Annotated in this window: 11 protein-coding genes; 7 read left to right on the top strand and 4 right to left on the bottom strand. The window is 61.2% G+C overall.

From position 1 onward, the window contains the following. Positions 1 to 53 precede the first annotated feature (53 nt). From ACGSLL_RS18355 to ACGSLL_RS18345, 3 genes are all read left to right on the top strand, one after another. Positions 54 to 620 carry an RNA polymerase sigma factor gene (locus ACGSLL_RS18355; RefSeq protein WP_394507435.1) on the top strand — a complete coding sequence of 189 codons (567 nt, stop codon included), beginning with the start codon at positions 54 to 56 and terminating at the stop codon, positions 618 to 620. Next, positions 617 to 1606, top strand: coding sequence for a FecR family protein (locus tag ACGSLL_RS18350; RefSeq protein WP_394507434.1), 990 nt, complete (start codon positions 617 to 619; stop codon positions 1604 to 1606). The genes ACGSLL_RS18355 and ACGSLL_RS18350 overlap by 4 nt, the downstream gene beginning before the upstream one ends. Positions 1607 to 1800: 194 nt before the next feature. Then, positions 1801 to 4230, top strand: a complete 2430-nt coding sequence (locus ACGSLL_RS18345) for a TonB-dependent siderophore receptor (RefSeq protein WP_394507433.1) — start codon at positions 1801 to 1803, stop codon at positions 4228 to 4230. Positions 4231 to 4345: 115 nt separating this feature from the next. Here the strand turns inward: ACGSLL_RS18345 and ACGSLL_RS18340 are convergent, their stop codons facing one another. Further along, the gene (locus ACGSLL_RS18340; RefSeq protein ID WP_394507432.1) at positions 4346 to 5221 is read right to left on the bottom strand and encodes an AraC family transcriptional regulator; all 876 of its coding nucleotides are present in this window, start codon (positions 5219 to 5221) and stop codon (positions 4346 to 4348) included. A 139-nt stretch (positions 5222 to 5360) separates the two neighbouring features. Here ACGSLL_RS18340 and ACGSLL_RS18335 point away from each other — a divergent pair, with 139 nt between their 5' ends. Beyond that, complete coding sequence (locus ACGSLL_RS18335; RefSeq protein WP_394507431.1) at positions 5361 to 6263, top strand: DMT family transporter; 903 nt, start codon at positions 5361 to 5363, stop codon at positions 6261 to 6263. 18 nt (positions 6264 to 6281) lie between these two features. Here ACGSLL_RS18335 and ACGSLL_RS18330 read toward each other — a convergent pair whose 3' ends face one another. The 3 genes from ACGSLL_RS18330 to ACGSLL_RS18320 all read right to left on the bottom strand — a co-directional run bounded on the left by ACGSLL_RS18330 (position 6282) and on the right by ACGSLL_RS18320 (position 9499). Further along, a complete protein-coding gene (locus tag ACGSLL_RS18330; protein ID WP_394507430.1) occupies positions 6282 to 6791 on the bottom strand; it encodes a DUF2165 family protein in 510 nt (169 codons plus the stop codon). A 145-nt stretch (positions 6792 to 6936) separates the two neighbouring features. Further along, positions 6937 to 7911 (bottom strand): 2-hydroxyacid dehydrogenase, encoded by a 975-nt coding sequence (locus tag ACGSLL_RS18325; protein ID WP_394507429.1) that lies wholly within the window; start codon positions 7909 to 7911, stop codon positions 6937 to 6939. A 619-nt stretch (positions 7912 to 8530) separates the two neighbouring features. Next, complete coding sequence (locus ACGSLL_RS18320) at positions 8531 to 9499, bottom strand: LysR family transcriptional regulator (RefSeq protein ID WP_208938670.1); 969 nt, start codon at positions 9497 to 9499, stop codon at positions 8531 to 8533. 261 nt (positions 9500 to 9760) lie between these two features. On the opposite strand from ACGSLL_RS18320, the gene ACGSLL_RS18315 reads away from it, so the two are divergent. The 3 genes from ACGSLL_RS18315 (at position 9761) to ACGSLL_RS18305 (ending at position 13784) form a co-directional block, all read left to right on the top strand. Then, positions 9761 to 11260 (top strand): efflux transporter outer membrane subunit, encoded by a 1500-nt coding sequence (locus ACGSLL_RS18315; RefSeq protein ID WP_394507428.1) that lies wholly within the window; start codon positions 9761 to 9763, stop codon positions 11258 to 11260. A 141-nt stretch (positions 11261 to 11401) separates the two neighbouring features. Beyond that, positions 11402 to 13594 carry an FUSC family protein gene (locus ACGSLL_RS18310; protein WP_394507427.1) on the top strand — a complete coding sequence of 731 codons (2193 nt, stop codon included), beginning with the start codon at positions 11402 to 11404 and terminating at the stop codon, positions 13592 to 13594. Then, positions 13584 to 13784, top strand: a complete 201-nt coding sequence (locus ACGSLL_RS18305) for a DUF1656 domain-containing protein (protein ID WP_394507426.1) — start codon at positions 13584 to 13586, stop codon at positions 13782 to 13784. Before ACGSLL_RS18310 ends, ACGSLL_RS18305 begins: the two co-directional genes overlap by 11 nt. Positions 13785 to 13793: the final 9 nt, after the last annotated feature.

Raw genomic sequence — 13793 nt, 5'->3', positions numbered from 1 at the left:
AGCAGGCTTTCATCAGGTCCTGACCAGGCTGCGAACACGGGCGCAACGCTGACATGCTGATCGGCCTGCCACCGGAGTCGCGCGACGACGAGCCGCATGGCGCGCGCGCACATTTTCTTCAGGTGTTTCTATCACAGCGCTCGCAGATGGAAGCGCTGGTGAGCCGTCGTGTCGGTTGCCGCGCGACGGCGGCGGATCTGGTGCAGGATCTGTTTCTGCGTTTCTGGCGACGGCCGCTGGTGCAGGTCGAAGAGCTCAGCACCTACCTGTTGCGCTGCGCCGGCAACATTGCCATCGACCACCTGCGCAGTGAAGGCACGCGCACGCGCGCCAACGAAGGCTGGCAACCGGATGAGCCGCATAGCCAAGGCAGCGAGCCGCAAGCCGCGCTTGAAGCCGGGAATGACCTGCGCCATGTCGAAGCGGCGTTGCGCGCCTTGCCCGAGCGCACCCGGCAGATTTTCCTGCTCAACCGCATCCATGGGCGCAAGTACGCAGACATCGCCAAAGCCATGGGCCTGTCCCAAAGTGCCGTGGAAAAACATATGATGCGCGCCCTCGAGGCCTGCAAGGCCAGCCTGCGCGACCCCGCGCCACGTCTGCCAGGGAAAGCACCGTGAACCCCGCCGATAACATTGTTCCGACGCCCGCCCAGGAACAGGCCGCTCTGGCCTGGCTGAGCCTGCTGCATGACCGGCCCAGCGCCGGCGATCAACTGACTTTCAGCCAGTGGCTGCGTGCCGACCCGGCCCACGCCGAGGCGTATGCCCAGGCGCAGGTGCTGTGGGAGCTGAGCGAAGGCCCGGCACAAACCCTGGCCGATGAAGAGGCGTTGGCATTGCAGGGTTATCTCGAAGCGATGGACCGTCCGCGACGTTCGCCGGTTTTGCGCTGGTCCGGGGCGCTGGCGATGGCGGCGTGTCTGCTGCTGATGGTCAGCCTCGGCACGGGATGGCAAGCGCAGCGCTGGCTCGATGATCTGGGCGCCGATTTTGTCTCGGCACCCGGCGAGATCCGCACGGTAACGTTGGCCGATCAATCGCAAGTGACCCTGGATGCCGACAGCGCAATTGCCGTCGACTTCAGCCACGGCGAGAGGCGTGTACAACTGCGTCGTGGCGCCGGATTTTTCAGCATCAGCCACACCGGCGCGCCGTTTGTCGTTGCGGCCGAGAACGGCGAGGCGCGGGTGCTAGGCACGCAATTCGAAGTGCGCTTGCAGCCCCAGGGCGCGCAGGTCACGGTGCTTTCAGGACGTGTGGGCGTGACGGCGAGCCGCGAGGGCGAACAGCAGATTCTCACCGCCGGGCAGCAGGTGGCTTATGGCGAAGGTGCGGCGCAAAAGCTTCATGGCGTCGACAGCGAAGCGCAACTGGCCTGGCGTCAGGGTTGGCTGACTTACTACAAATCGACGCTGGCCGAGGTGGTCGAGGATTTGCGCCGCTATTACCCGGGCAGGATCGTATTGCTCAATGATGAGCTGGCGGCGCGCAAGGTGAGCGGCAGCTTCCCCAGCACGGACCCGCAGGCGGTGCTCAATTCGTTGCAGGGGGTGTTGGGTTTTGAGCAGCATCGGGTGTTGGGGCAGCTGATTATTTTGCGCTAACGCCTTCGCGAGCAGGCTCGCTCCCACAGGGAAACGCGTTCCAGAGGTGGGAGCGAGCCTGCTCGCGAAGGCGGCCTGGCAACCAACACAAAATATTTTCAGATCAGGGTGAGGTAAACCCACGCCCCATCCGTGTAGTGACTGAAACTGCGAGTCATTCGCATCCGTTGCGGTTCTACACAGGTCATTGAGTCATGAAGTCCAGGGCAAAATCGGGTTCGGTCAAACAGTGGTTGGGCAGGTCGGCGTTGAGTTTTTCGGCACTGGCGATGTTGCCGGTCAGCATCGCATTGGCCGCTGAAACGCTCAGCAGCCAGGCGCAAAAGCAGTACAGTTTTTCCCTGGCCGCCAAACCGCTGCCGCAAGCCTTGAGCGACTTCAGCCGCGTCACCGGGCAAAGCGTGGTCTATACCGACGAGGCGCCGTACGGGCTGACGGCGCCAGCGGTCAACGGCCAGATGAGCGCCGAACAGGCATTGCAACGCCTGCTCAGCGGCAGCGGCCTGAACTTCCGCCGCACCGACAGTCACACGCTGGCGCTTGAGCCCAAGCCAACCGAAGGCGCACTGAATCTCGGCGCCACCACCATCACTTCGACGCGCGACGACTCGACCAGTTATCAGCCACCGCAAACCAGTTCGGTGATGCGTTCCTCGGCGTCGTTGCAGGAAGTGCCGCAGACCGTCAACGTCATCCCGGCCCAGGTGATCCGCGATCAGGCGCCGCGCAATCTTGACGATGCGCTGGCCAATGTCAGCGGCATCACTCAGGGCAATACCTTGGGCAGCACTCAGGATTCGGTGATGACCCGCGGGTTTGGCGACAACCGCAACGGCTCGATCATGCGCGACGGCATGCCGATCGTGCAGGGCCGAGGGATGAACGCCACTGTCGATCGCGTCGAAGTGCTCAAGGGCCCGGCCTCTTTGCTTTACGGCATTCAAGACCCGGGCGGCGTGGTCAATCTGGTCAGCAAGAAGCCGGAACTGACGCCGTACAACGCGTTGACGTTGCGCGGCTCGACCTACGGCGAAGGCAAGAATGGCAGCGGCGGCAGCTTCGACAGCACCGGTGCGCTGGGTGATTCCGGGCTGGCCTACCGCATGGTGATGGATCACCAAGACGAAGATTACTGGCGCAACTTCGGCACTCACCGCGAAACCTTGATCGCGCCCTCGCTGGCCTGGTTCGGTGAAAATACCCAGTTGCTGTTTGCCTACGAACACCGCGAATTTCTCACCCCGTTCGACCGCGGCACGCTGATCGATCCGCGTACCAATCACCCGCTGGACATCTCGCGCAAACAGCGTCTCGACGAGCCGTTCAATGACATGGAAGGGCGCTCGGATCTTTATCATTTCGAAGCCGATCACCAGCTCAACGACGATTGGAAAGCCCATTTCGGCTACAGCTGGAACCGTGAAACCTACGACGCCAGCCAAGTGCGCGTAACCGCGATCGACACGAAAAAAGGCACGCTGACCCGCAGCATGGACGGCACGCAGAACGCGATCAGCACTGACCGCTTCACCACCGCCAGCCTTGAAGGCAAGCTCAACGTGCTGGGCATGCAGCATGATCTGGTGTTCGGCGTGGACGACGAGTACCGCAAGATCTACCGCGAAGACCTGATCCGGCAGAAAAGCCTGACCACCTTCAGCTACGTCAATCCAGTGTATGGCCGCGAAGTGATGGGCACCACGGTCAGCGCACCGGACAGCGCACAGACCGATGAGCTGCGCAGCGATTCGGTGTTTATGCAGGACTCGATCCACCTCACCGATCAATGGATTCTGGTGGCCGGCGGGCGTTTTCAGGAATACGACCAGTACGCCGGCAAAGGTGTGCCGTTCAAGGCCAACACCGACAGCAATGGCCAGAAGTGGGTGCCGCGTGCCGGCCTGGTGTATCGCTACACCGACGCCTTGTCGTTCTACGGCAGCTACACCGAATCGTTCAAACCCAACTCGACCATTGCCCCGCTGAGCGGCAGCAGCACCGTGCTCGACGGCAGCATCGCGCCGGAAGAAGCCAAGTCGTGGGAGCTGGGCGCGCGGCTGGATCTGCCGGGGCGCATCACCGGCAACGTTGCATTGTTCGACATCAAGAAACGCAACGTACTGGTGGCCAATGCCGAAGGCCCGACGACGATCTACAGCGCCGCCGGCGAAGTACGCTCGCGCGGCCTCGAGGTGGATTTGAGCGGTCAGCTCAGTGACCGCTGGAGCCTGATCGGCAGCTACGCCTACACCGATGCCGAAGTCACCGAAGACCCGGACTACAAGGGCAAGCGCCTGCAAAACGTGGCGAAGAATTCCGGCTCGTTGTCGGCGGTTTATGATTTTGGCAGCGTGTTCGGCGGCGATCAGTTACGCATGGGGGCGGGAGCGCGTTATGTCGGTGAGCGTGCGGGAAATGCGGTGAATGATTTCGATCTGCCGAGCTACACCGTGGCTGATGCGTTTGCCACTTACGACACCAGGGTGGAAGGGCAGAAGGTCAAGTTCCAGCTTAATGTGAAGAACCTGTTTGACCGCACCTATTACACCTCTTCGGCGAGCCGGTTCTTTGTGTCGATGGGGGATGCGCGGCAGGTTTCGTTGTCCAGCACCTTGGAGTTTTGATCCGAAACCGCGTCATCGTTATTCGCGAGCAGGCTCGCTCCCACAGGAGACTGCATTCCAAGGTGGGAGCGAGCCTGCTCGCGAAGGGGCCATCACTGGCGACAAAATATGAACTTCAGCGCAAAAACGCCTGCCGATACTCACCCGGCGTCCCGCCCAAAACCTGCTTGAACCGATTAGTGAAATGACTCGCACTGGCAAACCCGCACGCCAGCGCAATCTCACCCAGCGGCAGCATGGTCCCGCGCAACATCTGCCGCGCCCGATCCAGACGACGCGCCAGCACATACTGATGCGGTGGCAGTCCGAAGCTTGTGCGGAACATCCGCGCAAAATGGTATTCCGACAGCGCACACAATCCAGCCAGTTGCCCGAGGCTGATCGGCTCTGCCAGCTGGCTGTCGATGTACGCCACCAGTTGCCGGCGTTGATGCGTCGCCAGCCCGCCCTTCAAGCGCAAACCCTGCCGCGCGCCGACCTGACTGAGCAAGGTGTGGCTGATCAATTCGTGGGCGATGCTGCTGGTCAGCAAGCGCTCGGCGGGTTCGTCCCAGTTCAGCGCCAGCAATTGGCGAAAACGCTGTGCCTGTTGCGGGTCTTCGAGAAAGGTATGCTCGCGCAACTGCATCTCGCGCGGCTCGCGGTCGAGCAAAGTCACGCAGCCGAGGGCAAATTGTTCAGCACTGAAATAAAGGTGCGCCAAGCGAATGTCGCCGTTGACCACCCAGCCCGACTCATGCTCGGCCGGCAGGATGCACAGCTTGTCCGGTGCACCCTTTTGCTGCGGTTGGCCGCGCCGAAACGTGCCGGTACCGCCGGCGATGTAGCAGGACACGGTGTGGTGGCCCGGCGCTGAATATTCGCGGGCGTCGTGGTGATTGGTCCACACCGCGGCAGACAAGCCGTCGCCGAGCTCGGCGCTGTGCACCAGGCGGGCGTTTGGCGAGCTGTTGAGCTCTTGAAAGACTTGCAGGGTATCGATGGCGGCCATGGGTGATTTTCTCCGACGCCTTGCATGCTACTCCGTAGACACCCGGCTGCCAGCCCGTCATCCGAGAAAAGCGCAAGAATCTGCAAGCGCGCACAGCGGCACCACACCGACACTCAAGGCCTGTCGAGGAGAGTGCGTGATGAACCTGTCGTTGTATTTGTTGACCGTAGTGATCTGGGGTACCACCTGGATCGCCCTGAAATGGCAATTAGGCGTGGTGGCGATACCGGTGTCGATCGTCTACCGCTTCGGCCTCGCTGCGCTGGTGTTGTTTGCGCTGTTGCTGCTCAGCCGCCGTCTGCAGCCGATGAATCGTCGCGGGCATCTGATTTGTGTGGCGCAGGGGTTGTGTCTGTTCTGCGTGAATTTCATGTGTTTTCTCACCGCCAGCCAATGGATTCCCAGCGGGCTGGTGGCGGTGGTGTTTTCCACCGCGACACTCTGGAATGCCCTCAACGCGCGGGTGTTTTTCGGCCAGCGCATCGCACGCAATGTGCTGATGGGCGGCGGGCTCGGTTTGTTCGGCCTGGGCTTGTTGTTCTGGCCGGAACTGGCCGGCCATCAGGCCAGTCCGCAGACCCTGTTGGGCCTTGGTCTGGCGCTGTGTGGCACCCTGTGTTTCTCGGCGGGCAACATGCTCTCCAGCCTGCAACAAAAGGCTGGCCTCAGACCGCTGACCACCAATGCCTGGGGCATGGCGTATGGCGCGGCGATGCTGACGCTGTGGTGCCTGATCAACGGCATTCCGTTCGACATGGATTGGAGTTCGCGTTACGTCGGCGCGCTTCTGTATCTGGTGATTCCGGGTTCGGTGATTGGTTTTACTGCCTACCTGACACTGGTCGGGCGAATGGGCCCGGAGCGCGCGGCGTATTGCACGGTGCTGTTTCCAGTGGTGGCGTTGAACGTCTCGGCGTTTGCCGAAGGTTATCAATGGACAGCACCGGCGTTGATCGGTCTGGTGTTGGTGATGCTGGGTAATGTGCTGGTGTTTCGTAAACCGAAAATAGCGATAGCCCCCGCGCCCGGAAAATTGGCTTGAGTCATTGAACAATGAACTTCAGTGCTCAACTTTCAAGCTGATGTAAATCATCACTGGAAAGATGAAGTCGACAATATGCCGGGCCCAGTCTTTGGCATTCCAGGATTGCGAAGTGTCCATATCGAACCATTCGACGCCGACGGTTTGCAGGCAAACGTAGTAAATAAAAATGGCCGCCAGAATACCCATGATTGAAAACTTTTTCGCTTCATGGAAAATCTCGGCGGGGGAGTTGATATGCCGATACAACTGATAGGTGCCGATCAGGCAGAGCACGGTATAGGTGACTTCCAGGGTAATGATGAACCAGTAGATCCGGTGGTGAACCATCGGTGACTCAATCGCCCGATACTTGATGTTCTCGCTGGCGGTGGTGGTGTCCATGCTCAGGATATGTGCAACGTAAGTGTAGTTGGACTCATAGTCAGTAAAGTTGTGAATCATCACTAATAGCCCAAAGAAACTGATGTAGGCCATCAGGATGACTTTGCTGTAACGGATCAGTTTTTCGGTGGTCAGGGTATTCAAGGTATGGGCTCTCCATGGCGTGTGTCGTTAGATAGACGGTTGCGGAGAGCTTATAGTGCGGCTGTGGAAGTTTGGTCGTTGTTCAATTGCAAGTTGTGTATATATAACTAACGGGCAAATGCAATGTGCACTTGCCCGTTGTTTTTCAGCCGCGCCAGACTTGCGGGTTGACCAGATCCTGCGGACGTTCGCCGAGCAGGGCGCTGCGCAGGTTGGCCAGTGCGCGATTGGCCATGGCTTCACGGGTTTCGTTGGTGGCCGAGCCGATGTGCGGCAGGGTCACGGCGTTACTCAACTGAAACAGTGGCGACTCGGCCAGTGGTTCTTTTTCATAGACGTCCAGCCCGGCGCCACGGATGCGCTGGTTTTGCAGGGCTTCGATCAGTGCCGGTTCATCGACAACCGGGCCGCGAGAAATGTTGACGAGAATTGCGCTCGGCTTCATCAGCGCCAGTTCGCGATAGCTGATGAGGTGGCGGGTCTTGTCGCTGAGCGGCACCACCAGGCAGACGAAATCGGCTTCGGCGAGCAACTGCTCGAGGCTGCGAAATTGTGCGCCAAGTTCCTTTTCCAGGTCGGTCTTGCGGCTGTTGCCGCTGTAGATGATCGGCATGTTGAAGCCGAAACGGCCACGGCGAGCGACGGCAGCGCCGATGTTGCCCATGCCGACAATGCCGAGGGTTTTACCGTGGACGTCTGAGCCGAACAGGGGCGCGCCGACGCTGGCTTGCCATTGCCCGGCTTTGGTCCAGGCGTCGAGTTCGGCGACGCGGCGGGCGCTGCTCATGATCAGGGCGAAGGCGAGGTCGGCGGTGCTTTCGGTGAGCACGTCGGGGGTGTTGGTGAGCATGATCCCGCGTTGATTGAAGTAGTCGAGGTCGTAGTTGTCGTAGCCGACGGAGACGCTGGAGACCACTTCGAGTTTGGTCGCGCTTTCGAGCTGTGCCTGGCCGAGTTTGCGGCCGACGCCGATCAGACCGTGGGCGTGGGGCAGGGCTTCGTTGAATTGCGCATTGATGTCACCGGTCTTTGGATTGGGGACGATGACGTCGAATTCCTGCTGCAGGCGTTCGATCATGGGCGGGGTGATGCGGCTGAAGGCCAGGACTGTTTTTTTCATTGCTCGGGGCTCGTCGTGCGGCTTGATTGAAAGCACGCTAACATTTTCTGGGCTGGGTTGTCTTGGCGGCCTCTGGGCCGACCGTGCTCTGGGTGTTTTGGGTGTATATCCGTTTTTTTTGGTGTTGCGGCTGGCGGTTTCGCCCTTACGGCGAGTCCCTTTTTCAGACGCCAAAAAGGAACCAAAAGGCTTTGCTCCTGCGTTCGGCCCTCGCAGGCTCGGGTCGCTGCGCTCCCACGCCCGGATCAATCCCTGCGCTCAGCCTTCCGATGTCGCTGGTTAGGCAAGATCAAGAGCACGCGAGCTAACGCTCATTGTTGAGTGGTTAGAAGCGGGTGGTTGGCTTGGGATTTGGGGTGGATTCGCCCCTCACCCCAGCCCTCTCCCGAGGGAGAGGGAGCCGATTGGTATGCGTTTCAAGTTTTGCGTTCGACGCGGAAATGCAGCTTGATGCAATTCTCACATTCCGTGCGATCAGTCCCCTCTCCCTCCGGGAGAGGGTTAGGGTGAGGGGCTTTTGATTTTCAAAACCGGAGTTCTACTTGGTATCCGCCGTCGGCGCAGCTCCCGCATCCACCACGAACAGTCCCCACTCCCTACAACGCGATAAGTTTAAAAATCAGTTCGCAACCCGCGCCCCGGCCAGACTCCCGCTCAATTCATACGCGGCCAGTTCCGCCTGATGCGCCGCCAGTATTTCCGGCAACGAGCCGCGCAGGTATTCGACCCACGTCTTGATCTTCGCATCCAGGTACTGCCGCGACGGGTAGATCGCATACAGATTGAGCTCTTGCGAGCGGTAGTTCGGCATTACCCGCACCAGCGTGCCGTTGCGCAGGCCTTCGATGGCGGCGTACACCGGCAGTACGCCCACGCCCATGCCGCTGGTGATCGCGGTTTTCATGGCGTCGGCGGAGTTCACCAGGAACGGCGAGCTGTTGATGGTGACCATTTCCTGGCCGTCCGGGCCGTCGAAGGCCCATTTTTCCAGGGGGATGACCGGGCTGACCAGGCGCAGGCAGGCGTGGTTGAGCAGGTCGCTGGGTTTCTGTGCGGCGCCGTTGGCTTTCACGTAGGCGGGTGATGCGCAGACGATGCTGTAGGTGATGCCCAGGCGTTGTGAGACGAAACCCGAGTCCGGCAGTTCGCTGGCGAGCACGATGGACACGTCGTAGCCTTCGTCTAGCAGATCCGGCACGCGGTTGGCCATGGTCAGGTCGAAAGTCACGTCCGGGTGGGTCTTGCGATAGCGGGCGATGGCGTCGATGACGAAGTGCTGGCCGATGCCGGTCATGGTGTGCACTTTCAGCTGCCCGGCGGGGCGCGCATGGGCGTCGCTGGCTTCGGCCTCGGCTTCCTCGACGTAAGCGAGGATCTGTTCGCAGCGCAGCAGGTAGCGTTTGCCGGCTTCGGTGAGGGCGATGCGCCGCGTGGTGCGGTTGAGCAAGCGGGTTTGCAGGTGGGCTTCGAGGTTGGAAACCGCGCGCGAGACGTTGGCGGTGGTGGTGTCGAGTTGCACGGCGGCGGCGGTGAAGCTGCCGGCTTCGGCGACGCAACTGAAGGCGCGCATGTTTTGCAAGGTGTCCATGGGGTGCTCTCAAGGGAGATGGCAAATTGTGACACGAAGTTTCAGGGGCTGAGACCCCAGACTTAAGGATTATCGCGTTAACCGTAACAAAGATTCACAGAAAACCCAGCTTATCGCCGTCATGGCGCCCCCCTAGAATTGCGCCGTTGTGGGAGTCGAGGCGCACAGGCCGGTTGTTCAGCCCGAACCGAGGTGCTGCTTTGACGAGCAGGCTCGCGCCCACAAAGTCCCGGTTTGTCCTCTTTTCAGGAATTCGCAGCTGTGCCGCGTCGCATCAACAGAGCGCTTTTGCCGCTCAGTGTTCTGGCTTTCACCTTGGGTCTTGGCGGCTGCATCTCAACGCAAGGAATCGCCCCGCACAGCGAGGCATTGGCGGCCAATACACTGGTTACCGACGAGGCCATTGCCCACGCCGCCCGTGACGCCCATTGGCCCAGCGCGCAATGGTGGCAAGCCTACGGCGACCCGCAACTCAACCACTGGGTCGACCTCGCCGTCCAAGGCAGCCCGACGATGGCCATGGCCGCCGCGCGGGTGCGCCAGGCCAAGGCGCTGGCCGGTGTCGCCGAGGCGGCCGAGTCGTTGCAGATCAATGGCGAGTCGACGCTCAAACGGCACAACTGGCCGACCGATCCGTTCTATGGCCCTGGCGACTTGGCCAACACCACAACCTGGGACAACAACGCCGCGCTGGGTTTCAGCTATGCGCTCGATCTCTGGGGTCGTGAGAGCAATGCCAGTGAGCGCGCGGTGGATCTGGCACACATGAGCGTCGCCGAGGCGCGGCTGGCGCAACTGGAATTGCAGAACAACATCGTGCGCGCCTACATCGAGCTGTCGCTGCATTACGCCCAGCGCGACATCGTCGCGGCGACACTGGCGCAACAACAGCAGATTCTCGACCTTGCGCAGAAACGTCTTGATGGCGGGATCGGCACGCACTTCGAAGTCAGCCAGGCTGAAACGCCGCTGCCGGAAACCCATCGCCAACTCGATGCGCTGGACGAAGAAATCGCCCTGAGTCGCAATCAGATCGCCGCGCTCGCCGGCCAGGGTCCGGGGGCTGGGGCGCAGTTGCAGCGGCCGACTCTGGCCCTCGGTGCCGCGTTGAAATTGCCTTCGGCGTTGCCCGCCGAACTGCTCGGCCAGCGTCCCGACGTGGTCGCCAGTCGCTGGCAAGTGGCGGCGCAGGCGCGCGGCATCGACGTCGTTCATGGCGGTTTTTACCCCAACGTCGATCTGGTCGGCAGCCTCGGCTACATGGCCACCGGTGGCGGCGCGCTGGAGTTTCTCACCGGCAAGAAACTCAACTACAACGTCGGCCCGGCGATTTCGTTGCCGATTTTCGATGGTGGGCGATTGCGTGCCGAGTTGGGCGAGGCGGCGGCCGGTTACGACATTGCCGTGGCGCACTACAACCAGACGCTGATCAACGCGCTGAAGAACATTTCCGACCAGTTGATTCGCCGCGAGTCGATGGACAAACAGCAAGGCTTTGCCGCCGAGTCGGTGGCCACGGCGCAGAAGACTTACGACATCGCGATGATCGCTTATCAGCGCGGCCTCACCGATTACCTCAACGTGCTCAACGCGCAGACCTTGCTGTTCAAACAGCAGCAGGTGCAACAACAGGTGCAGGCGGCGCGGTTGAGTGCGCATGCCGAACTGGTGACGGCGTTGGGTGGCGGCCTCGGTGCCGGCAACGATGTGCCGAGTGCGGAGCAGACCCGGGCGCCGGAAACTCCGGCACTCCTGAAGTGAACTCATGACCAATGTGGGAGCGAGCCTGCTCGCGAAAGCGGTGTATCAGTCGACGTCAATATTGAATATGAAAACGCATTCGCGAGCAGGCTCGCTCCCACAGGTTCTACGACCAGACCGAATCTCATTGAGCACATCTGAATGACTCCCTTGCCCGCACCCATACGCTGGCTTTACTCCCTGGAATGGCGCCGCGGTTTCTTTGACTGGGCGCGCAGCGACGGCGTGACCTGGGTCTACATTTTCAAGGTGTTGATCGCCGCTTTCCTGACCTTGTGGCTGGCGATGCGCCTGGAATTGCCGCAACCGCGTACGGCGATGATCACCGTGTTCATCGTCATGCAGCCGCAGAGTGGTCAGGTGTTCGCCAAGAGTTTTTATCGCTTTCTCGGCACACTGGCCGGGTCGGCAATGATGGTCACGCTGATCGCTTTATTTGCGCAGAACACCGAATTGTTCCTCGGCTCGCTGGCGATCTGGGTCGGCATCTGCTCGGCCGGCGCGGCGCGTTGCCGTAACTTTCGCGCCTACGGCTTCGTGCTTGCCGGTTACACCGCGGCGATGGTCGGTTTGCCGGCGCTTGCGCACCCGGACGGCGCGTTCATGGCGGCGGTGTGGCGTGTGCTGGAGATCTCCCTGGGGATTCTCTGTGCCACCCTGATCAGCGCGGCGATCCTGCCGCAGACCGCCAGCGCCGCCATGCGCAACGCCTTGTATCAGCGCTTCGGCGTGTTCGCGCTGTTCGTCACCGATGGCTTGCGCGGGCGCAGCAAAGCCGAGGCGTTCGAGGCCAGCAATGTGCGCTTTATCGCCGAAGCTGTGGGTCTGGAAGGGTTGCGCAGCGTGACCGTATTCGAAGACCCGCACATGCGTCGGCGCAATGGTCGGCTGAGCCGTTTGAACAGCGAATTCATGGGGATCACCACGCGCTTCAACGCCTTGCATCAGTTGCTTGAACGGCTGCGCGGCAATGGCGAGGAACACGTTGTCGCGGCGATCAAACCGGGTCTGCAGGACCTTGCCGAAGTCCTCGACGGTTTCAGCGGCCGCGCCCTGACCAGTCCTGATGCTGCACGTCTGGCGACAGCGCTGGCGATCTACAAGGATGGTTTGCCGGCACGCGTGCGCACCCTGCGCGGGCTGTTTCAGGAGACCGCGCCGAGCGAGGCCGAGCAACTGGATTTCCACACCGCTTACGAATTGCTTTATCGCTTCGTCGACGACCTGCACGGCTACGCCCAGACCCACGCCTCCCTCGCCGAGCATCGCCACGAACGCGAGCGTTGGGACGAACCGTTCACGCCACAGACCAACTGGTGGGCGGCCGCCGCCTCCGGGATTCGCGCCTCGTTCATTCTGCTGTTGCTGGGCAGTTATTGGGTCGCCACGGCGTGGCCGAGCGGCGCGACGATGACCCTGATTGCCGCCGCCACCGTGGGCCTGTCCGCTGCCACGCCGAACCCCAAACGCATGGCGTTCCAGATGGCCTGCGGGACATTTCTCGGTGCATTGATCGGCTTCGTCGAGATGTTTTTCCTGTTTCCGCTGATCGACGGTTTCCCACTGCTGTGCGTGATGCTCGCCCCGGTGATCGTGCTCGGGTCGTTCCTTACGTCACGGCCGCAATACGCTGGGGTCGGCCTCGGTTTGTTGATCTTTTTCAGCACCGGATCAGTGCCGGACAACCTGACGATCTACAACCCCTACACCTTCATCAACGACTACATCGCCATGGTCATGGGCATGCTCGTCTGCGCCGCTGCCGGGGCAATCATTCTGCCGCCGAACAGCCGCTGGTTATGGCAGCGGCTGGAGCAGGATCTGCGCGGGCAAGTGGTCTATGCGATCAGCGGCAAACTCAAAGGCCTGGCGTCGAGTTTCGAAAGCCGCACCCGCGATCTGCTGCATCAGGCCTACGGCCTCGCTGCCGGGCAGCCGAAGGTGCAGAAGAACCTGCTCCGCTGGATGTTCGTGGTGCTGGAAGTCGGTCACGCGATCATCGAGTTGCGCAAAGAGCAGGCGATTCTGCCGGTGCATCCGGCCTATGCCGAATCGCAGCCATGGCGTCAGGCGATCCGCGTGATGGGCCGGGCGCTGGTGCGGCTGTTTCTGCAACCCAACTCGAGCAATCTGGAACGGGCGCTGGTCGCCGTCGACCATGCGATCAGTCGCGTTGCGGCCACCGACGAGCCGTTCGCGCCGCACTTCGATACCTCGGCGTTACGCCGGGTAAAGAGCTATCTGCACTTCATCCGCACCACGCTGCTCGACCCGCAATCACCGCTCGCCGAATACGCCATCGCCCGCCCCGAAGGACTTGCCCGTGCCTCGTGAAATTGCTTTCCACGGCGTGTACATGCCGACCATGACCCTGATGTTTTTCATCGCTGCGGCGCTGGCCTGGGCGCTCGACCGCTTCCTTTCCGGGTTCGATCTGTACCGCTTTTTCTGGCACCCGGCGCTGCTGCGTCTGAGCCTGTTTACCTGTCTGTTCGGCGCGATGGCGCTGACTATTTACCGTTGATTCTTTCTA

Source organism: Pseudomonas retamae (genome assembly GCF_043496865.1).
Lineage (GTDB): Bacteria > Pseudomonadota > Gammaproteobacteria > Pseudomonadales > Pseudomonadaceae > Aquipseudomonas > Aquipseudomonas retamae.
The sequence above is the reverse complement of the archived record's forward strand: the minus strand, read 5'-3'. Positions and strand labels throughout refer to the sequence as shown.

Bases quoted from the DNA above. Each gene is read 5' to 3' on its own strand.
- ACGSLL_RS18325 (WP_394507429.1), bottom strand. From the start codon at position 7,911: ATGAAAAAAACAGTCCTGGCCTTCAGCCGCATCACCCCGCCCATGATC.
- ACGSLL_RS18345 (WP_394507433.1), top strand. From the start codon at position 1,801: ATGAAGTCCAGGGCAAAATCGGGTTCGGTCAAACAGTGGTTGGGCAGG.
- ACGSLL_RS18320 (WP_208938670.1), bottom strand. From the start codon at position 9,499: ATGGACACCTTGCAAAACATGCGCGCCTTCAGTTGCGTCGCCGAAGCC.
- ACGSLL_RS18335 (WP_394507431.1), top strand. From the start codon at position 5,361: ATGAACCTGTCGTTGTATTTGTTGACCGTAGTGATCTGGGGTACCACC.
- ACGSLL_RS18340 (WP_394507432.1), bottom strand. From the start codon at position 5,221: ATGGCCGCCATCGATACCCTGCAAGTCTTTCAAGAGCTCAACAGCTCG.
- ACGSLL_RS18355 (WP_394507435.1), top strand. From the start codon at position 54: ATGCTGATCGGCCTGCCACCGGAGTCGCGCGACGACGAGCCGCATGGC.
- ACGSLL_RS18310 (WP_394507427.1), top strand. From the start codon at position 11,402: ATGACTCCCTTGCCCGCACCCATACGCTGGCTTTACTCCCTGGAATGG.